The sequence below is a fragment of the Brevibacillus panacihumi W25 genome (assembly GCF_000503775.1).
Lineage (GTDB): Bacteria > Bacillota > Bacilli > Brevibacillales > Brevibacillaceae > Brevibacillus > Brevibacillus panacihumi_A.
Window position 1 is genome coordinate 730,798 of sequence record NZ_KI629786.1, and the last position, 20,091, is coordinate 750,888.

The 20,091-nt window shown below is 54.1% G+C and carries 20 protein-coding genes; 17 read left to right on the top strand and 3 right to left on the bottom strand.

Annotation, left to right across the window (positions count from 1 at the left end; all coding sequences use genetic code 11):
• Positions 1 to 41: 41 nt before the first annotated feature.
• Entirely contained in the window at positions 42 to 1,085 is a 1,044-nt protein-coding gene (locus T458_RS53070) for a YeiH family protein (RefSeq protein ID WP_023559261.1), read from the bottom strand.
• A gap of 128 nt (positions 1,086 to 1,213) precedes the next feature.
• Here T458_RS53070 and T458_RS53075 point away from each other — a divergent pair, with 128 nt between their 5' ends.
• From T458_RS53075 to cls, 16 genes are all read left to right on the top strand, one after another.
• A complete protein-coding gene (locus T458_RS53075; protein ID WP_023559262.1) occupies positions 1,214 to 2,119 on the top strand; it encodes a LysR family transcriptional regulator in 906 nt (301 codons plus the stop codon).
• A 149-nt stretch (positions 2,120 to 2,268) separates the two neighbouring features.
• The gene (gene eutL, locus T458_RS53080; RefSeq protein ID WP_023559263.1) at positions 2,269 to 2,919 is read left to right on the top strand and encodes an ethanolamine utilization microcompartment protein EutL; all 651 of its coding nucleotides are present in this window, start codon (positions 2,269 to 2,271) and stop codon (positions 2,917 to 2,919) included.
• A 27-nt stretch (positions 2,920 to 2,946) separates the two neighbouring features.
• Positions 2,947 to 3,348 (top strand): BMC domain-containing protein, encoded by a 402-nt coding sequence (locus T458_RS53085; RefSeq protein ID WP_023559264.1) that lies wholly within the window; start codon positions 2,947 to 2,949, stop codon positions 3,346 to 3,348.
• Positions 3,345 to 4,847: an acetaldehyde dehydrogenase (acetylating) gene (locus tag T458_RS53090; RefSeq protein ID WP_023559265.1), complete on the top strand. Its 1,503-nt coding sequence runs from the start codon at positions 3,345 to 3,347 to the stop codon at positions 4,845 to 4,847. The genes T458_RS53085 and T458_RS53090 overlap by 4 nt, the downstream gene beginning before the upstream one ends.
• Positions 4,848 to 4,869: 22 nt before the next feature.
• Positions 4,870 to 5,157 (top strand): BMC domain-containing protein, encoded by a 288-nt coding sequence (locus T458_RS53095; RefSeq protein WP_023559266.1) that lies wholly within the window; start codon positions 4,870 to 4,872, stop codon positions 5,155 to 5,157.
• Between the two features lie 6 nt (positions 5,158 to 5,163).
• Positions 5,164 to 5,946: a phosphate propanoyltransferase gene (gene pduL / locus T458_RS53100; protein ID WP_023559267.1), complete on the top strand. Its 783-nt coding sequence runs from the start codon at positions 5,164 to 5,166 to the stop codon at positions 5,944 to 5,946.
• Between the two features lie 11 nt (positions 5,947 to 5,957).
• Complete coding sequence (locus T458_RS53105) at positions 5,958 to 6,776, top strand: hypothetical protein (RefSeq protein WP_031306248.1); 819 nt, start codon at positions 5,958 to 5,960, stop codon at positions 6,774 to 6,776.
• Positions 6,777 to 6,780: 4 nt separating this feature from the next.
• Entirely contained in the window at positions 6,781 to 7,065 is a 285-nt protein-coding gene (locus tag T458_RS53110) for a EutN/CcmL family microcompartment protein (protein ID WP_023559269.1), read from the top strand.
• A gap of 3 nt (positions 7,066 to 7,068) precedes the next feature.
• Entirely contained in the window at positions 7,069 to 7,410 is a 342-nt protein-coding gene (gene eutS, locus T458_RS53115) for an ethanolamine utilization microcompartment protein EutS (protein ID WP_023559270.1), read from the top strand.
• Entirely contained in the window at positions 7,407 to 7,850 is a 444-nt protein-coding gene (locus tag T458_RS53120) for a EutP/PduV family microcompartment system protein (protein ID WP_023559271.1), read from the top strand. Before eutS ends, T458_RS53120 begins: the two co-directional genes overlap by 4 nt.
• A 69-nt stretch (positions 7,851 to 7,919) precedes the next feature.
• Positions 7,920 to 9,383: a sensor histidine kinase gene (locus T458_RS53125; protein ID WP_023559272.1), complete on the top strand. Its 1,464-nt coding sequence runs from the start codon at positions 7,920 to 7,922 to the stop codon at positions 9,381 to 9,383.
• Positions 9,346 to 9,942, top strand: a complete 597-nt coding sequence (locus T458_RS53130) for an ANTAR domain-containing response regulator (RefSeq protein WP_427331654.1) — start codon at positions 9,346 to 9,348, stop codon at positions 9,940 to 9,942. The genes T458_RS53125 and T458_RS53130 overlap by 38 nt, the downstream gene beginning before the upstream one ends.
• 147 nt (positions 9,943 to 10,089) lie before the next feature.
• Positions 10,090 to 11,550 (top strand): ethanolamine ammonia-lyase reactivating factor EutA, encoded by a 1,461-nt coding sequence (locus T458_RS53135; RefSeq protein ID WP_023559274.1) that lies wholly within the window; start codon positions 10,090 to 10,092, stop codon positions 11,548 to 11,550.
• A gap of 18 nt (positions 11,551 to 11,568) precedes the next feature.
• A complete protein-coding gene (locus T458_RS53140) occupies positions 11,569 to 12,930 on the top strand; it encodes an ethanolamine ammonia-lyase subunit EutB (RefSeq protein WP_023559275.1) in 1,362 nt (453 codons plus the stop codon).
• 18 nt (positions 12,931 to 12,948) lie between these two features.
• The gene (gene eutC, locus T458_RS53145) at positions 12,949 to 13,830 is read left to right on the top strand and encodes an ethanolamine ammonia-lyase subunit EutC (RefSeq protein WP_023559276.1); all 882 of its coding nucleotides are present in this window, start codon (positions 12,949 to 12,951) and stop codon (positions 13,828 to 13,830) included.
• A 700-nt stretch (positions 13,831 to 14,530) separates the two neighbouring features.
• The gene (gene cls, locus T458_RS53155) at positions 14,531 to 15,979 is read left to right on the top strand and encodes a cardiolipin synthase (protein WP_023559278.1); all 1,449 of its coding nucleotides are present in this window, start codon (positions 14,531 to 14,533) and stop codon (positions 15,977 to 15,979) included.
• 24 nt (positions 15,980 to 16,003) lie between these two features.
• Here the strand turns inward: cls and T458_RS53160 are convergent, their stop codons facing one another.
• Both T458_RS53160 and T458_RS53165 read right to left on the bottom strand, forming a co-directional pair.
• Positions 16,004 to 17,644: a M20/M25/M40 family metallo-hydrolase gene (locus T458_RS53160; RefSeq protein ID WP_023559279.1), complete on the bottom strand. Its 1,641-nt coding sequence runs from the start codon at positions 17,642 to 17,644 to the stop codon at positions 16,004 to 16,006.
• Positions 17,645 to 17,736: 92 nt separating this feature from the next.
• Positions 17,737 to 18,357 carry a DUF3298 and DUF4163 domain-containing protein gene (locus T458_RS53165; protein ID WP_023559280.1) on the bottom strand — a complete coding sequence of 207 codons (621 nt, stop codon included), beginning with the start codon at positions 18,355 to 18,357 and terminating at the stop codon, positions 17,737 to 17,739.
• 212 nt (positions 18,358 to 18,569) lie between these two features.
• On the opposite strand from T458_RS53165, the gene T458_RS53170 reads away from it, so the two are divergent.
• The gene (locus T458_RS53170) at positions 18,570 to 20,054 is read left to right on the top strand and encodes a methyl-accepting chemotaxis protein (protein ID WP_023559281.1); all 1,485 of its coding nucleotides are present in this window, start codon (positions 18,570 to 18,572) and stop codon (positions 20,052 to 20,054) included.
• The last annotated feature ends 37 nt before the right edge of the window (positions 20,055 to 20,091 follow it).

Consider the following 20,091-nt stretch of genomic DNA (forward strand, 5'->3'; position numbering starts at 1 on the left):
CAGCCCTCTTTTTGAAAGAAGGCTGTTTTTTTTTGCGAAGTTTAAATCAAGAGCAGCGAAACGAAGGAAAGCAACACCGAAGTAATCGACATGGCAATCAGTGGACGGGATGCTTTGCGCAGGTCGCGCAGGTTGATGTTCAACCCCAGTCCGACCATGGCCATTGCCAGGATGAAGGTCGTTGCCGTTGCAGTCGATGTCAGGAAGGATTCACTGACCGGGATATACGTACCCAGCACGTAGCTTCCGAACAAGCTCATGCCGAGGAAGCCAAGCAGAAAATAGGGAAAACTAATTTTGGCATCCCCGTCTGCGCTCCCTTTTCGCTTCATCAAGTAGACCAGAACGAGGCAGAGCGGGACAAGCAGCAGGACGCGCCCCAGCTTGGCGAGCAAAGCCATCGCCAAAGCATCTTCCCCGGCGGGAGCGGCAGCCAATGCCACATGTGCCAGCTCGTGCAAGGTCATCCCGGACCAGATTCCGTAATCAACCGGGGATACAGGCAAAAATGGCATCAGAATCGTGTACATCACGGCGAAGATCGTTCCGACGAGGGCGATGATGCCCACGCTGATCGCTGTCTCGTCGTCTTTTGCTCTGACGATCGGGGAAACAGCGGCAATGGCTGCAGCTCCACATACTCCAGTACCAATCCCGAGCAGCAGGGAAAGCTTGAAGTCCGCCTTCAGCGCTTTTGCGATCAAGAGCGTGGCCAAGATCGAAAAAAGGATGACGCCGACATCGTACAGCAGAAGACCAAGGCCCTGGGCGAAGATCACGTCTACATTCAATTTTAATCCGTATAAAATGATGGCGAGACGAAGCAATTGTTTGGCTGAAAATTGAATCCCTGGCCGGAGCGCTTCCGGGTAACCGAATATTTGCCGATAGGCGACAGCGATGAAAATGGCACAAGCCAACGGGCCAACGCGGTCAAAGACAGGGACAAGGGATAAACCATAGCCGAGCAGGGCAATCAAAAACGTAAACGCAATGCCGCCGAGCCACAAAGGCAGGGGAGATGGTACCGTTGCCGCTGCCTGTTTTTGTGCAACGTCCACTTCTGGATTCGATTGAGTGCCCATACCTACCATTCCTCCTCCGTTACTACCTTTATCTTAAAGGATGATCATGCATAAGAAAAATAAATCATCACTATAATGACGATAAGTAAATTGTTATAATTCGGGGAAGGAGCTAGGAGGGATTGGTCATGGAGCAACTCTTGCGCGTGCTGATCGCGGTAGCAGAACGGCAGAATTTTTCTCGGGCCGCCGAAGACCTGCATATGACTCAGCCCGCTGTGAGCCAGTATATCAAATCATTGGAGCAGGCACTCGGCTGCAAGCTGTTGGAGCGCAATAACAAATACGTTCGGCTGAACAAGGCTGGCGAGATTGTCTACTACCATGCCAAAGAGATCTTGGGCATGTACGAGCGCATGCAAAACCTGGTGCACGACCTGATGTATACGCCGAGCGGTCATTTGACGATTGGAGCAAGCTACACCTACGGGGAATACGTGCTGCCGCATGTCATTGCCCGCCTGCGCGAGCTGTACCCACGCATTACGCCGTCCATTACGATCCATAATTCCCGAGTCATCTCGGCGCAGGTAGCCAATCGGCAGTTGGATGTAGGGATCGTCGAGAGTGAGCATGTGGGAGAAAAAATGAACGTCGAGCCTTTTGCCGACGATCAGATGTACGTAATTGTCTCGAGCGATCATCGACTGGCCCGGCAATCCGAGGTAAGGGTTGAGCAGCTTGCGGATGAGACCTGGATCGTACGCGAGGAAGGCTCCGGGACACGGGAGGCAGCGGAAAAATTGTTTCTTTCTTTGCAAATCGAACCGTCGAAGCGAATGGAATTCGGGAGCACACAGGTGATCAAGGAATCCGTGGAGGCGGGTCTGGGAATTAGTCTCCTGTCCGATTGGGCGATTCGTAAAGAGCAGAAGCTCAAGACACTGCACATCTTGCCCGTAGCGGGAACGCCGTTGACCAGGAAATTTTCGATCGTTACCCAGTCAGACTCATTTCGAACCAAGGCTTTGGAGCTTTTTCTGGAGCTGCTTCGGGAAAACGCTTGCAATTCTTCCGGCCTTGTCATAAAGTAAAGAGACAGATAAAGTGTCAGAATACTCTCGCTTTATCAGACAAGTGAACAGTCAAAAGGCAAAGGCGCCAAGAGCAATAGGGTCGTTCCCTGTTGTTGCGGCGCCTTTTTTGCGTTTTGGAAACGAGGTTTGGAGGGAGCGTGACAGGCATGGAAAAACCGATTCGCGCAACACCGCTTGCTGTGCGTCTGATTCCAAATGTAGATGCGCAGTTTGCAGAAAAACTGAATCTGGCACCGAATATCCGCAGCTTGGGTCTCTTCACTTCGACGATTGACGATGTGGGGTATACCGCCATCGATGAAGCGACGAAGAAAGCGGCAGTCGAAGTTGTCTATGCCAAATCGTTTTACGCCGGATCCGGCCATGCCTCTGGTCCGCTTTCCGGAGAATTCATCGGCATCATCGGAGGGGCGACGCCGTCGGAGGTGCAAAGCGGGCTGGATGCGGCGGTATCATTTTTGGAGAACGGCTCGTGTTTTTATGCCCTGAATGATGAGGGGACACATGCCTATTATGCCCACGTCGTCTCAAGAACCGGGAGTTACTTGTCCAGTCAAGCGTCCATTCCCCTAGGTGAGCCCCTCGCATACCTGATCGCGCCCCCGCTGGAAGCGATGGTCGGAATCGATGCTGCCTTAAAAGCGGCGGATGTACAGATGGTGCAGTTTTTCGGGCCGCCCACAGAGACCAATTTCGGCGGTGCACTCTTGACCGGAAGCCAGTCGGCATGCACCGCGGCGGCAGAAGCTTTTGCCGAATCAGTGAGAAGTGTGGCCCGGCAGCCCGTAAAGCGATAGAGGAGAGAGTAGCAGGAGGAAAACGACATGAGCGTTCAAGCATACGCACTTGGAATGATCGAAACACTGGGTCTGCCCGCTCTGGTCGCTGCCGCAGATGCCGCCGCGAAAGCAGCGGACGTCCGGGTCGTGACGTATGAGGGGGTTGATGCGGGAATCGTGACCGTGTACGTGATCGGAGATGTCTCATCCGTCCAGGCAGCCGTAGACGCGGGTGCAGATGCGGCAAGACGGGTAGGCAGGCTGCTTCACTCGCATGTCATTCCGCGCCCGGATGAACATGTGCCGAAGATGATCAAGCAGTTGGCAGCCCTGTCGATCAAGGCGGAGGATGCATCTGTGAAAACCAAGGCGGCAGCGAAGAAGGGCGAGCGGGAGCGTCCTGCACAAGCCCAGCAGAAGGAGACAGGGGGTGATCAGGCGCCATGATCTTGGATGCTGATCTCGTCTCTATTCAGGAAGTGCGCACCGCGCTTTCCCAAGCACAGGAAGCGCAAAAGAAACTTGCCGCCTACAGCCAGGAGCAAATCGATGCGATTGTGGCATCGATGTCCCGTGCAGGGATCGAGGCGGCAGAACGGCTTGCCGCCATGGCGGTCGAAGAAACGGGCTTTGGCAATGTGGCAGACAAAAAGGTAAAGAACCTTTTTGCGGCAAGAGATGTATACAACGCCATCCGCGAACAAAAAACAGTTGGAATTATCGGTAAGGACGAGGCAAACCAGGTATGGGAGGTCGCACACCCAGTCGGAATCATTGCGGGAATCGTCCCGTCTACCAACCCGACCTCGACAGCGATGTTCAAGGCGATGATCGCCGTAAAGGCGGGAAATGCCATCGTCATTAGCCCGCATCCCTCGGCAGCCCGCTGTACGCTGGAAGCGACCAGGGTGATGGCGAAGGCAGCCGAACAGGCGGGAGCGCCGCCGGGATTGATCCATTGCATCAGCACTCCAACCTTGCAAGCAACTCAGGAGCTGATGAAGCACAAGCTGACCGATCTGATTCTTGCTACAGGGGGAACGCAGATGGTCAAGGCGGCGTATAGCTCCGGCAAGCCGGCGTACGGTGTCGGACCGGGCAATGTCCCGGTATTGATCCATCAGAGCGCCGATTTGAACGCGGCTGCAAGACGGATCGTGCAGAGCAAGACCTTTGACTATGGCACGATTTGCGCCTCGGAACAGGCTCTGGTCGTCGAGGAGAGCGTCAAGCGGGAGTGGGTAGATGCACTCAAGCGGGAAGGAGCCTACTTCCTGGATGAGCGGGAAAAAGAAAAGGTGGCTGCTGTCATAGCGGTAAACGGTTCGCTGAACGCCAAGATGGTGGGTCGTTCCGCTCCGTCCATCGCGCATATGGCGGGCATTGCCGTACCGCCTGAGACGCTTGTACTGATCGGCGAGGAAACAAGCGTAGGAAAGGCCTATCCTTTTTCCATCGAAAAGCTGGCTCCTGTCCTCGCGATGTACACCGTACCGGATACGCAATCAGGTTTTGCGCGCTGCCGGCAACTGCTGGAGCTGGGTGGACTGGGCCACACTGCAGGCATTCATGCTGCGGACCAGCAGGTTATTGAGGCGTACGGCAAAGAGATGCCTGCATCGCGGATTGCCGTCAATACCGGAACTACCTTTGGCGGCATTGGTGCTACGACAGCGATTTTGCCGTCCCTGACCTTGGGCTGCGGAGCGCTCGGCAACAATATTACGTCCGACAACATTGGTCCCGAGCATCTTTTCAACATCAAGCGAGTGGCTTTTGGCGTCAGGGAAATGCCGCAGACGCCGCAAGAGGAAGGCAGCGTCTCGGCGGGCCAAGAACAGGTGCAGGAAGCTGTCTTGCAGGCTTTGTCCGGGATGAACATCACGATCAACCGGGAAGAAATCAAAAACATCATCCAATCCGTATTGGCGGAGATGAGAGGATAGCAAATCAAAGGAGGAAACGAAAATGGCAGGAGAAATGTCCGCACTGGGAATGGTGGAAACAAAAGGGCTGGTAGGAGCGGTCGAAGCGGCAGACGCCATGGTGAAGGCTGCCAACGTCAAGCTGATCGGCAAGGTGCATGTCGGCGGGGGGCTGGTGACCGTCATGGGTCGCGGTGATGTCGGAGCAGTGAAGGCGTCCACTGACGCAGGGGCAGCGGCAGCGGAAAAGGTAGGGGAGCTGGTATCCGTACATGTGATTCCGCGTCCGCACAGCGATATCGAGCTGATTCTGCCCAAACTGGAAGGGTAATACCCGATGTCATTGATCACGGAGTCCGCTTTGCGAGCCATGCAGAAAACAGGCATCCCGACCCCGTTTTTTCTGGGTAAAGGGGACATCTTGACACCGGCAGCGGCAGACTTTTTACGGGGGAGGGGGATTCAGGTGAAGGCTTTCGAGGAACAGCCGGATGAGGAGCTTGCTGCCCAGACGCCCAGGGAAATTCCTCTCGGGGTATCCAATCGGCATGTTCATTTGTCGCTCGAGCATGTGGAGAGGCTGTTTGGCAAGGGACACTCGCTGACTCCCATGCGCGAGCTCTCCCAACCCGGACAGTTTGCTTGCGAGGAGACCGTCACGCTCGTCGGGCCCAAAGGCAGTATCCACGGCGTCCGGATTCTCGGTCCTGCACGTACACAGACGCAGGTGGAAATATCCCGAACCGACGGGTACGTGCTCGGGGTAGCGGCCCCGCTGCGCATGTCGGGCGACATCGAAGGAACGCCGGGTCTGGTCCTGGTGACAGGCAGAGGCACGGTCGTACTGGAAAAAGGCGTCATCGTAGCCAAGCGGCATGTGCACATGTCTGTACAGGAGGCCCAGCAGTTCCAGGTGCAGGATGGCGACTCGCTAATTTTGGAGACACAAACAGACCGTCCGATCGTGTACCCGGATGTCATCGTCCGCGTCGATCCGCGCTTTGCCCTCGACTTTCACGTCGATCTGGATGAAGGCAATGCCGCCAATGTCAAGACAGGCGACCGGGTGAAGGTGATCGGGAAAAACGGCCGGTTTTACTCCGACTATCGGAGGGGATAGACGAGATGACGATCAACATCCGGGAAATGGTCGCGGCCATCACGAAGGAAATCCTGCAAGCGCAGTACCGAGAAGAGCAGGAGAAGGCACCGCGCGTCCTGTATGTGTTTTGCGACAGCCAGGCGCACGAAGCATATGGAGATCATTTTATTCAATTGAAAAAATACGGAATCTGCCATGACATTCTCTTTTTGGACGGAGAAACTTCCTCCTGGCTGGGTATGCATCAGATCGAGTGCGGAGGGGCGGGGAAAATCCTCGCCGCAGACGAATACGCTCCTGCTCCCCTGGAGGTCCCGGCGCAATACGAAGGCATTGTCATTCCAGAAATCGATCTGGACAATGCGGCGCGGATCGCCACGGGGTTAAAGGGGACGATCAAGGCAGAAATCGTCTTTTCGGCGCTGGTGACAGGCAAATTTGTCGTAGTCGGTGCAGACTCGCCGGGCTTGAAACGCGCGGATCGCCGCACGCTGCAGACCTTGGCATTGCCACCCGCCTATGAGCAATTGTTCCGTCAACATGTCGAGCAGTTGAAGGTGCTCGGGGTAGAGTTTGCGGAGCAGAAGCGTTTGGCGGAGCGTGTAATCGCCAGGTTGAAAGGCAAGCGGCAAGGCCAGGAGAGATCACACCATGCTACGGCAAGCGAACGTGTGGACGAGGAAGAGGCGGTATTTACCGGGAGGCTGTTAACAGCTGATTGGGTATACTCCCAACCTCAGCTTCGCGAGACAGTATTGCAGGTAAAAAAAGGTACGATCATTTCGCCTTTGGCCTATGATGCCATGCGCGAACGAAGCATTACGATCCGCATGCTGGGAAAAGGGTGATCCGATGTTTTTGGGAAAAGTAATTGGCAGTGTCTGGGCCACGCAAAAGGAAACAGGCATGGAAAACCTCAAGCTGATGGTGGTGCAGCCCATCGACTGGCGCGGACGTGACGGAGGGCAGACCGTCATCGCCGCAGACCGAATCGGCGCCGGGATCGGAGAGCAGGTCATCGTTTCCCGCGGTACGCCAGCCCGGATTCTTTTTGCCAACAACCATGTGCCGATTGATGCGGTAATCGTCGGAATCGTCGACTCGTTCGAGGTTCCGGGAGCAGCGGAGGAGGAATAGCGGATGGAACAGGAACGTTCGCGGGTGATTCAGGAATTCGTACCGGGCAAACAGGTGACGCTCGCGCACGTCATCGCCAATCCCGATGCGATGCTCTATACCAAGCTGGGGATCAATGAGGCGGGAGCGATCGGAATCCTCACCCTGACGCCGACCGAGACAGCGATCATTGCGGCTGATATCGCCACAAAGGCTGCGGATGTGGAGCTGGGCTTCCTCGATCGCTTTACAGGCTCGCTGATCGTCGTGGGGGATGTAGCGGCGGTAGAGATGGCGGTGGAGGCTGTCAACCGCGTATTAAACGAAAAGCTGCGCTTCACTCCGGCGCTGGTCACGAAATCATGAGCAAGCGCGTGATGGTAATTGGCGCGATCGAAGCGGGCAAATCCTCGCTGATCAAGGCTCTGCTGCAAAAGGAACAGCCCGCGCGGAAAACGCAGGCCCTGGAATACGCGGATTGGGTGATCGACACGCCTGGCGAGTATAGTGAGAATCCAATGTTTTACCGCACGCTGATGGCAACTGCGCTCGAAGCGGGAATGATTGTCATGGTGCAGGACGCGACTCGCGACCGCAACTACTTCCCGCCTGGTTTTTCCCAAGGCTTTCCCCATGCGTGCATCGGGGTCATTACCAAAGCCGATCATCCAGCAGCAGATGTGAAGCGGGCGGAAGCATTTTTGCGCCAGTCCATTGGCGGGGCGAGGATCTTTTGCACGTCGGCTCACACGCTGGAGGGAGTAGAGGAGCTGCGCAGCTTTTTGCAGGCCCATTGCAAACCGTAAACCTCTTTTCGTCAGGGAGTATTTGTGGGAAAATTATGACAATATACCCCTTCGAAAAGAGAGGAGCCTATGCAGTCATTACGAGAACTCTGTCTATCCGCTACCACCCTGCGCGAGGAAGATATCCGCATCCTGGAGGATTTGGCGTCCAAACTGCAGATTTTCGCCGATCTGTCGCAGGCTGACATGTTTATCGATTGCCCCACAGCGGACCACAGCTCTGCATTGGTCGTGGCTCAGGCTTCGCCTTCGACGGCGCGCTCACTGTACAGCGGTTCCGTCGTGGGTCAGTTGGCTACAGCGGGCAACGAGCCCGCAGTCATGTATTGCCTGTCGACGGGAAAAGCGGTCATCGGTTCGCGTGGCGTCTCCCAAGAGCAGGTCGTCATGCGGCAGAACGTGGTGCCGATCCAGAATGGCAGCGGCGAGACCATCGGCACTTTGATCACCGAACAAGACATTTCCAAGCAGGTCGAGCAGGAAAAAAACGTGGAAATGCTCAAGGAAACCACGGAGCATCTGAGTGAAACCCTGATTCAGTTTGCTGTTCCCGACATGCCCATTACCTCTCTCATGCACGAGGGGATGATCCTGTTCGATCAGACGGGGAGGATCACCTACGCCAACGAACGAGCGCACGAATTATTGCAGCAGATCGGGTTTGAATCCCCCCATAAAGGAGTGGGGATCGAGGAAATCTTCGCCTGGCGCGTCTCTCCGGAGTATTTCGTCCGACACGGCGGCTACGTCCAGGAAGAGCTGGCGCGCGGGAGAAATTTCATCATGATGAAGGCAGTTTCGGCAGCACGCAAGCCGGACATCATCGGCGGCATTATTTTGCTGCGGGACATCTCGGACATTCGGGAAAAAGAGAAGCAACTGATGATCAAGTCAGCCGTCATCAAGGAGATTCATCACAGAGTCAAAAACAATTTGCAGACGATCTCCAGTCTTTTGCGTCTGCAGATGAGGCGTTCCTCATCGCCCGAATTGGAGAAGGTGTACCGCGAGAGCATCAATCGCATCAACAGCATCGCAATCATCCATGAATATCTCGCTCATGATGGGCTGGACAAAATCGACTTTAAAGAGATTTTAACAAAAATATCCAAAATTATCGTCTCTTCCATGAGGCGCTCCGAACAGTCGATACAGGTGCTCATCACGGGCGAATCATTTTATCTGCCTTCAAACAAAGCGACCTCCTTCGCCCTAATCGTGACGGAGCTGGTGCAGAACTGCATGATCCACGCGTTCACGGAGCGTCAGGAGGGCGTCATCGCCATCGAGCTTGTTCCCAAAGAGAATTTTGTCAGTCTCTCTGTCACAGATGACGGGATCGGGATGGCGGATACGCAGCATATTTGGGAAAAGGGGCATTTGGGGTTGAAGATAGTGGAAACCCTCGTGCAAGAGGACCTCGAGGGCACGATCCACTTTCGCAATACAGGCAACGGTACGGAGGTTACCATTCTCTATCCGATACATAAGGAGGATGCAGATGACACAGCCGAGGATTATGGTCGTGGATGATGAGCCGGTCATTCGTATGGATTTGCGGGAGATGCTGGAAAACGAAGGCTATCTGGTCGTGGCGGAGGCCAAGAACGGAGAAGAGGCGGTGTCGCTCGCACATCGCCACAAGCCAGATCTGATCATCATGGATGTCAAAATGCCTGTGTTAAACGGCGTCAAGGCGAGTCAGATTATCCGTTCCTTTTCGGACAGCTCGATTCTGTTATTGACCGCATACAGCCAAAGAGAGTTGATCCAGGATGCGCGCAAAGCAGGGGTGACAGCCTATCTGGTCAAGCCGATCTCGGAGGAGGATCTGTTTCCCGCAGTCGAAATTGCCTTGAGCCAGAAGGAGAAGGAAGCGTCACTCAAACGGGATATCGTGGAATTGAAGCAAAAAATCGAGGACCGCAAAGCAGTCGAGAAGGCAAAGGGGAAGCTCATGGGACAGTTGTCGCTGGAGGAAGGAGCCGCCTACAGATGGATGCAGCAGGTGAGCATGCAAAGGCGCGTGCCGCTGGCAAAGCTCGCCCAGGAAATTCTGGCGGATAAGCATCCAATTGAGCCTCTTGCTTGATGCAAAGGCGCAGATTTATGGGTGTGAAGGAAAAGTGAAGAAACTGCCGGGCAAGGATGCTTGAGTTGATCCGAATGCAGATGCATGCGGATGTTCGAGCATCCTTGTATTTCGGGAAGGAGTCTGAACGGCGGAGAGGAGGCGTGTATGGAGGAGCAGTGGATCAAAAGCGTCGGTATCGACGTGGGAACCAGCACCACCAAAATGATCGTGAGCAGGCTGCGGCTGGGGCGGATGTCCAGCACGTTTTCACTGCCGCGGTTTCAGATCGTGGAAAGACAACTGCTCTATGCCAGTCCGGTCTATACGACCCCGCTGATCGGTTTCGATGAGATCGATGCAGAGAGGATCGGAGCCATCCTGAAGGACGAGTACCAAAAGGCTGGGATCAGCCTGTCCGAGATCAAATCAGGTGCTGTGATCATCACGGGCGAGACGGCGAGCAAAAAGAATGCCCAGCATATCGTCCATCTTTTGGCGGAGCGGTCAGGCGATTTCGTCGTGGCGACCGCGGGAGCCGACCTGGAAGGGGTTCTTGCGGGAAAAGGGGCCGGCGCCCAAAAACGCTCTCAAGCTATAGCAGGAAACGTCGTCAACGTGGATATCGGCGGAGGAACGGCAAACGCAGTTTTCTTTTATCGGGGAAAGGCGATTGCTACTGTCACCTTTCATGTAGGCGGGCGTCTGATTCGCCTCGATGAAAGGGGGGCAGTCTCGTATGTTTCTCCGAACATCACCTCGTGGCTGACAGCAAAGGGACTGTCGGTTCGGGCAGGAGAGACGGCAACATACGCCCAGCTCCAGGAAATCGCTTTACAGATGAGCCGAAGCATGCTGGATTACCTCTCGGGGAGGGAACGGCAAATATCCGGTCTGCTTGTATCCGGGCAGCAGATGCAGGAAGTCATCCCGGTAGAAGAGTTCTCCATATCTGGCGGAGTCGGAGCGTTGATGCATGCTGACCCGGTACGAGATCTGACGGAAGTAAGCCGCTATGGCGATTTTGGACCGATGCTGGGTCAGATGCTGCAGCAGGTGAGGGAGCGTGAGACGTATCCGTTTCGCTGGATTGAGCCGGAACAGACGGTTCGCGCCACAGTGATTGGCGCAGGCATGCAAAGCACAGAGATTAGCGGCTCCACTGTCCACATCAAGCCGGAGCTGCTGCCGATCAAAAACCTGCCGATCCTGAAGCTGGAGCTTGCCCGCGAGGAGTGGGAAAATCCGGTCAGACTGCACCAGGAGGCAACCAGTGTGTACGAACTTGGTTTGCGTCTGTTCGGTTCCTCCACAGCTATTCCATTTGCCCTCGCACTGTCGGGGATCGGCTACTGCTCGTATGCGCTGCTGCAGCGGATCGCCCAGGAACTGGCAGATGCATACAAGCGATATTTTTCCGAAAGCAAAACGATGGTGGTTATCTGTGAGACGGATATGGCGAAAGCGCTGGGACAGGCGCTTTTCCTGCGCTGCAAAGGGGCGCCTGAAATCATCTGCATCGACCAGGTGCGGGTGGAGTACGGCGATTACATCGACCTGGGGGAGCCGATATCGGGAACGATTATTCCCGTTGTAGTCAAGACACTCGCTTTTGACGAACGGGCGTAAGAAAGAGGGGTGGATGTGATGAATTTAAAGACGAGGGTACTGGGAGAAACCTATCAGTTCCGCGATCTGAAGGAAGTTTTTGCAAAGGCAAATGAGGAGAAGTCAGGCGATCAGTTGGCGGGGATTGCTGCAGGCGATTCCCGCGAGCGGGTGGCCGCAAAACAGGTGCTGTCCGACCTCACACTGTCCGACATACGCAACCATCCGCTGCTGCCGGCAGAAAATGACGAGGTTTCGCGTGTGATCGAAGAGGGAATCAACGAAAAAATCTTCCGGGAAATTCAAAATTGGAGTGTCGCCGAGCTGCGCGAATATATTTTGAGTCATGAAGCGACAGACAGTGAGTTGAAACGCATCAGCCGAGGATTGAGCAGCGAGATGATCGCCGCCAGCGCCAAGCTGATGAGCAACCTCGACCTGATTACAGCCGCCGCCAAAATTCGCAATATCACCCACTGCAACATCGCGATTGGTCAGCCTGGTGTCCTGGCTGCCAGAGTGCAGCCCAATCATCCCGCGGATCATGTGCAGGGGATCAAGGCGGCGATCTACGAGGGATTGAGCTACGGGAGCGGAGACGCGGTGATCGGCATTAATCCGGTCATCGATACGGCAGACAGTGTGAAGGACATTTTGTTGATGACCAAAGAAGTCATGAACAAATGGGATATTCCGACTCAGAACTGTGTGCTGGCCCATGTCACCACGCAGATGCGGGCGATTCGGCAGGGGGCGCCTGCAGACATGATTTTTCAGAGTCTGGCGGGGAGCGAGGATGGAAACCGGGCATTCGGGATTGATGTCGCCTTGCTGGACGAGGCGGATGAACTGATCCGAAAGGAAGGGACGTCTACCGGGCCGAACTACTGGTATTTCGAGACCGGGCAAGGCTCCGAGCTTTCTGCGGAGGCTCATCACGGCATCGATCAATTGACGATGGAGTCGCGCTGCTACGGACTGGCCAGAAAATATAATCCGTTTATCGTCAATACGGTCGTGGGCTTTATCGGACCCGAGTATTTATACGACAGCAGGCAAGTCATTCGCGCAGGTCTGGAGGATCACTACATGGGCAAAATGCATGGATTGCCGATGGGCTGCGACGTCTGCTACACCAATCACATGAAGGTCGATCAGAACGACATGGACAATCTGGGAATTCTGCTTTCTGCTGCCGGGGTGAATTTCGTCATCGGCGTCGCGATGGCGGACGATGTAATGCTGAATTATCAGTCGACGAGCTTTCATGATATCGCCGCGTTCCGGGAGGTCATGGGCTTGCGTCCGGCTCCCGCTTTTGAGAAGTGGCTGGAGAAGATGGGCATCATGGAGAATGGCAAGCTGACTGCCATAGCCGGCGATCCGACGATCTTCATGTAAAAGGAGGTGGTGGCGCGAATGGAACAGCAACTGGATGTCCTGGTAGACAGGGTCGTAGCGGAGCTGCAGAAAAAGCTGGCGGAAATGGGCAAGCAGACGCCTGTACAAGCAGAGCCGGCGTTGGTGATGCAGGAATCAGAGGATTTAATCGATACTGCTGAAGCAGAACCGGAGAGAACAGCACATGTCCCCCATCCCAAGTGGGAGGCAGGATTGCAGGAGCTTCTGGAGAGCACGCCTGCACGTATCGGGGTCTGGCGAACAGGGGTGAGGCCCTTGACCCGCACGATGCTGCAGCTGCGGCGCGACCATGCGGCTGCTGTAGACGCCGTGTACGGCGAGGTGGATCAGGCGCTGCTGGACGAATTTTCTCTGTTTACGGTGGAGACGCAGTACGACAATACGGAGAACTATTTGAAGCGTCCGGACATGGGGAGAATTTTGAACGAGGAAGGAGTTCGTCTGCTGCAGGAACGCTGCCAGATGAGGCCGCAGGTGCAGATCGTCGTCTCGGATGGCTTGAGCGCGAGTGCGATCGACGCGAATCTGCGCGATGTGCTGCCTTCCCTCCTCGATTCTTTGCAAAGCTACGGACTAAGCTGTGGAACGCCGTTCTTTGTCAAAGGAGGCCGGGTAGCCAGCATGGATCACATCGGAGAACTGCTTGAGCCCGAGGTGCTGGTGCTGCTGATCGGGGAAAGACCCGGCCTGGTCACCGCCCACTCGATGAGCGCTTATATGTGCTACCGTCCACGCAAGGGAATCGTGGAGTCAGAGCGCACAGTCATCTCCAATATTCACGCAAAGGGAACATCCCCGATCGAGGCTGGAGCCCACATCGGCACGATATTGAGCAAAATGCTGGAACAAAAGGCAAGCGGCGTAAAACTGGTCTTGTGAACCTCCGTCTCGAGGGAGCACTGCGAAAGTCCACCAAACATCATGTAAACCGAAACCCCAGTGCCTTTAGGTACTGGGGTTTCAAATGTTTCGAGAATGTCACTGTAGTGGGGAGAAGCATGTTTCCGATCTGCGCTCCGGTCTGCGTCCGACAAGGGAGTGAAACTGTCCGCTCCACAGCGATCCCGGGGGAAGCGCAAAACGGCGCGCAGCTCAGAAGTTTACTCATAGGTTGCGCTTCTGTCTCCCCGGGATTCGCTGTTCCGCTAGGCTGGACTCCGCTAGTCGCTCCGCCTGGAAACATGCTTCTCCTCCGGAACAGCAGATTTTCAACAGGCTAAAACAATAGACGGTTTTTTTGCTTGGGGAGCAGAGTAAGCTGGCCGAGGAAAAAGGGAAATAAGCGGGAGGCATTTGGGATCTTGACCAAGCCGGAGCGGGAGGCGGAACCGGGTTTAGCGTCCAACCTTGCTGTACTTCTTCGAGACGGCTGCTTTTGGACGCGGTTCGGCCTTTGGAGCGGGAGGCGGCCAGGGATGACCCCCAGCAAAGATCCCAACCCGCCTTCGGCGTTTTCCCTTTTTCCTCACCTCCACTACAGTCTGAAGACCACAAACTAAAATGGCCGCAGCATGGAAAGGTGAATCCGCTCAAGGGATAGTGTAAAATAATAGAATCTCAAAGACGCGGATGTGGTTGGATGCTATTATTGGAGCAAATTTTTGCCCTCATCTCGATAATCAACCTGATTTTGGCCTCAGTGTTGATCTTTATGGAGCGTCGGAATATCGCCGCTACCTGGGCTTGGCTGATTGTTCTGCTGTTTTTGCCAGGCATCGGCTTCATTTTTTATCTGATCCTTGGCCAAAGGCTGAGCAAGAAGAAATTGTACCGGCTTCGAGAAGGGGAGTTTTCCCATTTTCGCGCAGCGATCGATAAACAAAAGCTGCTTCTGGAAAGAGGAGAGCTGGACACGAATGACCCGGCCATGGCGCGGCATCGGGACATGATCTACATGAATATCGTCAGTGACGGCGCTTATTACACGCAAGACAATGACGTCGAGATATTTCCGGAAGGACAGCCGCTTTTTGATGCGATGCTGGAGCAGATCGAGCAGGCAAAAGAGCATGTCCATCTGCTTTATTACATTTTCCGCAACGACGAGCTGGGCAGTCGTCTGGTCCAGCTGCTGGCTTCCAAGGCAAGGCAGGGTGTGGAAGTAAGAGTTTTGTACGATGCGGTGGGTTCAGCCAGTTTACCCCGGAGATTTTTTCGCCCGCTCGTGGCGGCTGGGGGGGAAGTCATTTCCTTTTTCCCGGGCCGCATCCCGTTTTTGAATCTGCGGGTCAACTTCCGCAACCATCGAAAGCTGGTGATTATCGACGGGAAGATCGGGTATATTGGTGGTTTCAACGTCGGCGACGAATACCTGGGAAAAAGCAAGAAACTGGGCTACTGGCGGGATACACATCTGCAGATTCGGGGGAAAGCAGTCTACTTGCTGCAGGCGCGCTTTTTTCTGGACTGGAATTTATCTGCCCGCAAGCGGATGGAAGAATCGCATAAGTACTTTCCAGAGATGAAGGAGAGTGCAGACGGTGTGGGGATCCAGATCGTGTCAAGCGGTCCCAATTCAGAGAAACAGCAGATCAAGCATGCCTACCTGAAAATGATCTACAAGGCGCGCAAAAGGATCTACCTGCAGACTCCTTACTTCATTCCTGACGACAGTATCCTGACCGCCTTGAAAATGGCTGCGATGTCAGGTGTTGACGTGCGAGTGATGGTTCCCGGCCGTCCCGACTCAAAGATGGTCTACTGGGCGACTCATTCCTATCTGGGGGAGTTGCTGAAGAGCGGTATTCGCTGCTACCAGTATGAGAAGGGCTTCATGCATGCCAAGACACTTGTGGTCGACACTCAACTGGCCTCGGTCGGTTCCGCCAATGTAGACATCCGCAGCTTTAAGCTCAACTTTGAAACCAACGCCTTCCTCTACGATTCAAAGGTCGCGGTTCAACTCGAGGAGCTCTTCCTGCAAGATCTCGACGAATGCCAGGAGCTGACGATGGCAGCTTATCTGAACAGACCGATTCACATGCGGATCAAGGAGTCTTTGACCCGTCTGCTGTCCCCGATCTTATAGCCGTATGACAGGAAAACCCAGCGGTCAGGAATGCCCGCTGGGCTTTTCATTGTGGAAAAGCGTATGGATGCAGTGCGTCAGCATCGCCTTTAGGGTATCGAAGGCGTAGTCCACATCGAGCCTCTCGCTCCATTGGTGGGCGTCCCGTCCGATCGGGCCGAGGTTCAATACGGGTACCTTCAAGTCCTCCATTTCCTGTAGGGGGATGGAGTAGCCTTGATTCCACAACGGCATATTGCGAATGAGCGGCTGCATCGAACTTGCCGGGTATTGCAATCCGGCATAGCTCAGATCAGAAATGCCGCCGAAGTAGTTCTGCTTAACCAACTTCACCTTGTGCTTGGCCAGCGCGTAGGCTTCCAATTCGGATACAGTTCGCTGGATCAGCGGATCAAGGCGCGAAGAGATAGCCGGGTAAAAAGGCGGGGCAAAAAAGAGAATGATCATCGGCGCAAGCTCTTTGCAAAGGATTGCCAGCTGATCAACCAGCTCAATCGTCAGATCACGGTCATCCTTGTCATTCCGATTCGCCAGGACAGAAGCGTGCAAGGCTTGCAGCTTCTCTTCTCCGTATGTGCGAAGGGCGTAGTCATGCAAGGTTTCGTAGGACATGACCTGAATGGAGAAGGGCTTGGGCTGAAAAGGGCTGAGGCCAGCAAACTTCTCTGCCTGATGCGTCCATGTCTGCACCATCCGTTCGGCTGCGTTTTGGGCGGCATCCAGCAGGGGCTGTACGACATCTTCCATCTTCTTTTCCAGCAGGAAGAGATTGAAAAGGGTAACAGCGCGATGCGGGATCTGTACAGAATACTCTTTTTTCAAGTCCTTTTGCATCAGGTTGGTTGGCGGAGGAGTCGACTCGCCCTCCACGATTTCGCAAAAGGACGTGTTCAGCTCCAACTCGCAGGTAAGCTGGGAAGCCATGTAGTTGCCGTTCAGTCCCGCAAAGGGCTCGCCTACATGGGTTTCCTTGCCGTAGCAAAGGAAGCCCGGCAACACTTTCCCGATGGAACCCGTATACAAGTAGTTGCTGGGGTCGCCGGGAAAGCGCGGGAAGACGGGTTCTGAGTTCAAAAATGTCCTGTATTCCAGGCCGAATTCCCGGCTGAGCTCCAGCAGGGCGGGAACGGCTGCGCGCATCCCTACCGAGTTCACCTCTTCGTCAGGTACGGTCACCAACAGGAGATTGCCGTCGAACTCCCCGTTACACGCCTGTTCGATCAAAGACAGATGAAGGGCCAGCCCGCATTTCATATCCATCGTTCCCCGTCCAAACAGCCAATTCCCGTCGCGCAGATCGCGTTGAACATCAGCGGGAAGCTCATGCTGATGGGCGTGAAAGTACGAAGTCAACTCTACGGGGTCAAAGGCATGCGTTTCCCAGGCGCCGTAGTCTTCCACCCCGACGACATCAAAATGGCTGACCAGAATGACCGTATCTCGTTTCCCTGCCTTTTTGACCAAGGCGGTGACGAGGTGGCGTCTGTCATCTGTGGGAGACGTGCGGAGATGTTCGGGATGCTCCTGAAAATAGGGAAGAGTCTGCAATTGCCGAGTCAGATAGTCGGGCAGCTGTTTTTCTGCCAGAGAACCAGTTATGCTTGGGATTTTGACCAGCTCGCATAAAAGCTGGGTCAACTGCTCTTTGGTTTGCCATTTTGCCATAGGGAAACCTCATTTGCCGTGGAATGGGTAACAAGCTATCTCCCCGATTATTCCTTCCTCATCGCCATTTTCCTGCCTCTGAATTAATTCCTCTACACGTCGATGGACAGAATGCCGAGCGGTCCTTCTTCATTGATAATCGGCTCCAGATCGTATACGGAGATCGGGAACATGGGAAACCCGACATAGTAGGGGGAGAGCTCGTAAAGCTGATAGTAGATGACCAATGATTTGTCAGCGAGATAGAAGTCCTGTTCCGGAGAAATGGCAGTAAATGGGCTCAAGGTAGGCAAATTCCTTTGTGCGATCTGTTTTTTAATGTTGTCGGATAAAACTCGTACGTAATCACTGCCTGGCTTGAACAATTCGCGCAGGGTATAGATTTTGCCCGTCTGTATATCGGCCGACAAGGAACCGAGAAAAGTCATCGGGTGAGCCATCCGGGGGGTGTAGGCGAAATTGCTCAGGGTGACGCTGAAAATGCCGCGCTCATTGGTTTTGACTTCATAGCTTCCCTGCATTTGCGTGTTTCCTTGAACCTGTACGCGCTCCTGTTCGCGGATTAAGCCCTGGACAGTATGGACAATCGACTGGTTGATCTGATGTTCAGCCTGTTGGTTGGCAAGACCGGTCAGCTGCGGGTAGTAGATCGTCGTATTGGGACGTGTCAGCGTTCTCGCAATGACGCTTGCGGGCAGTTGGTTTCGTTCCATCTTTAATGGGTGCCTCCCTTTTCTCCAAATCATGTTCTTCCTATCAGCCTATTCGGATCGGGAAAAAGTGGTCAGTCTAACCAGTGCATGAGGGAACAAAAATTTCCCAATTCTTTATCATTTTCTTCACATATTGACAATCAATAGGCGTTTGAACCGTCTTATAATGGGGAAGAACACCAAAAGTAGCAGAAAAAAAGGGGGGGATAATCTTGATTCAGTTGGTTCGAAACACCCTGACGAACAAAGAAGGATTCATGATTTTTGTGCTATGGAATCATCTTTGGGTGGCAGGATTGATCGCATACCAAATGGACCTCAACTTTTGGATGGTCACATCATTGGGACTGCTGGTCACGCTGATTGTATCGCCGTATTATTTCATTCGTAAGGACAGCCGGATTATACGCTACCTGGTAGCCATCGGACTTATGTTTTATGCCATTTCTTTCGATCACTTTACCCCTTATGAAGAAGTCTCTTTTCTGGCCTTTATCGTGATGGGATTTTTGGCTGCATATCTGGATTGGAAGCTAGTGGTTTTTGCCGGAATTGCGCAGTCCGCCGCTACTGTCGTCAGTTTTTATACCCAACAGTACGATTTGTTCAGCGGAGACTTCTCGGAAATCAATCTGATCGTGCGCCTGGTGACCATCGTATTAATGATGGTGTCGGTGACGTACCTGTGTCTTGCGGGGCAGACCTCGCTTAATCGGGCTAACGCTGCGAGACAGGAAGCTGAGGAAAAAGAACAGCGGCTGGGCGAGATGCTGGAGCAAATTCAGTTGATGACCGAGCAGTTGGACCGCACCTCGCAGTACGTGCATGGACACGCGGAGGGAACCCGACAAAATACGGATGAGATGATGATTGCCTTCAAGGAAGTCGCGACAGGAATGGAGGCACAGGCTAACTCCACTGTGAAGATCGAGGAGGAAGTCCAGCAGATCGACCATGAAATTGTCTCGGTTACCGAAAAGGCAAACATGATGAAGGAAGAGGCCGTTCAAAACAACAAGCGTCTGGTAGACAGTGTACATATGATGAACGAGTTGTCGGCGCAGATGGAGCAGATCGTACAAGCTGTCTACGTCGCCTCATCGACCATCAACCAGTTGAACAGCCAAGCCAATCGGGTGGAGGAAATCGTCGGAGCCATCAATCAGATCGCTACGCAAACCAATTTGCTCGCTCTCAATGCCGCGATCGAGTCTGCTCGTGCAGGCGAGCACGGACGTGGTTTTGCCGTCGTTGCTGATGAGGTTCGAAAGCTGGCAGAGGAGAGTGCGACCGCAACCCAGGAGATCACCCAAATCCTGCACTCGCTGCATCAGGAGAGCAAGAATGCCGTCCACCATATGAGCAACGGGGAAACGTCTGTTGCGAAAGGCAAAGAATTGGCGGAACAAACTGTCGAGGCGATCGAAATTGTTCGGGCGGGGATGGAAAACCTTCTTACAGCCACAGAGCAGGTTCGTGAAAGCATGGACATGGTCAAAAGACGCTCCGGGGAAGTGGCGGCAGAGATGTCCACCATTACTGCGGTGACTGAAGAGTCGGTGGCAAATCTGGAAGAACTGTTTGCCAACGCAGAGAATCAGCAGTACAAGGTGCGGGAGATCACAGAAGAGCTGGGTGAGCTGAATACGCTGTCGCACCGTTTGCAGCAGTCATTCCAAAAAAAGGATCAGGCGTAAACTGCATCTTTTGTCGAAAATAATTTGCGTTTTACAA

Bases quoted from the DNA above. Each gene is read 5' to 3' on its own strand.
- T458_RS53110 (WP_023559269.1), top strand. From the start codon at position 6,781: ATGTTTTTGGGAAAAGTAATTGGCAGTGTCTGGGCCACGCAAAAGGAA.
- T458_RS53125 (WP_023559272.1), top strand. From the start codon at position 7,920: ATGCAGTCATTACGAGAACTCTGTCTATCCGCTACCACCCTGCGCGAG.
- T458_RS53165 (WP_023559280.1), bottom strand. From the start codon at position 18,357: ATGGAACGAAACCAACTGCCCGCAAGCGTCATTGCGAGAACGCTGACA.
- T458_RS53140 (WP_023559275.1), top strand. From the start codon at position 11,569: ATGAATTTAAAGACGAGGGTACTGGGAGAAACCTATCAGTTCCGCGAT.
- T458_RS53130 (WP_427331654.1), top strand. From the start codon at position 9,346: ATGCAGATGACACAGCCGAGGATTATGGTCGTGGATGATGAGCCGGTC.
- T458_RS53070 (WP_023559261.1), bottom strand. From the start codon at position 1,085: ATGGGCACTCAATCGAATCCAGAAGTGGACGTTGCACAAAAACAGGCA.
- T458_RS53095 (WP_023559266.1), top strand. From the start codon at position 4,870: ATGGCAGGAGAAATGTCCGCACTGGGAATGGTGGAAACAAAAGGGCTG.
- T458_RS53135 (WP_023559274.1), top strand. From the start codon at position 10,090: ATGGAGGAGCAGTGGATCAAAAGCGTCGGTATCGACGTGGGAACCAGC.
- T458_RS53160 (WP_023559279.1), bottom strand. From the start codon at position 17,644: ATGGCAAAATGGCAAACCAAAGAGCAGTTGACCCAGCTTTTATGCGAG.
- cls (WP_023559278.1), top strand. From the start codon at position 14,531: ATGCTATTATTGGAGCAAATTTTTGCCCTCATCTCGATAATCAACCTG.
- T458_RS53085 (WP_023559264.1), top strand. From the start codon at position 2,947: ATGAGCGTTCAAGCATACGCACTTGGAATGATCGAAACACTGGGTCTG.
- T458_RS53090 (WP_023559265.1), top strand. From the start codon at position 3,345: ATGATCTTGGATGCTGATCTCGTCTCTATTCAGGAAGTGCGCACCGCG.
- eutL (WP_023559263.1), top strand. From the start codon at position 2,269: ATGGAAAAACCGATTCGCGCAACACCGCTTGCTGTGCGTCTGATTCCA.
- eutS (WP_023559270.1), top strand. From the start codon at position 7,069: ATGGAACAGGAACGTTCGCGGGTGATTCAGGAATTCGTACCGGGCAAA.
- T458_RS53120 (WP_023559271.1), top strand. From the start codon at position 7,407: ATGAGCAAGCGCGTGATGGTAATTGGCGCGATCGAAGCGGGCAAATCC.
- eutC (WP_023559276.1), top strand. From the start codon at position 12,949: ATGGAACAGCAACTGGATGTCCTGGTAGACAGGGTCGTAGCGGAGCTG.
- T458_RS53075 (WP_023559262.1), top strand. From the start codon at position 1,214: ATGGAGCAACTCTTGCGCGTGCTGATCGCGGTAGCAGAACGGCAGAAT.
- pduL (WP_023559267.1), top strand. From the start codon at position 5,164: ATGTCATTGATCACGGAGTCCGCTTTGCGAGCCATGCAGAAAACAGGC.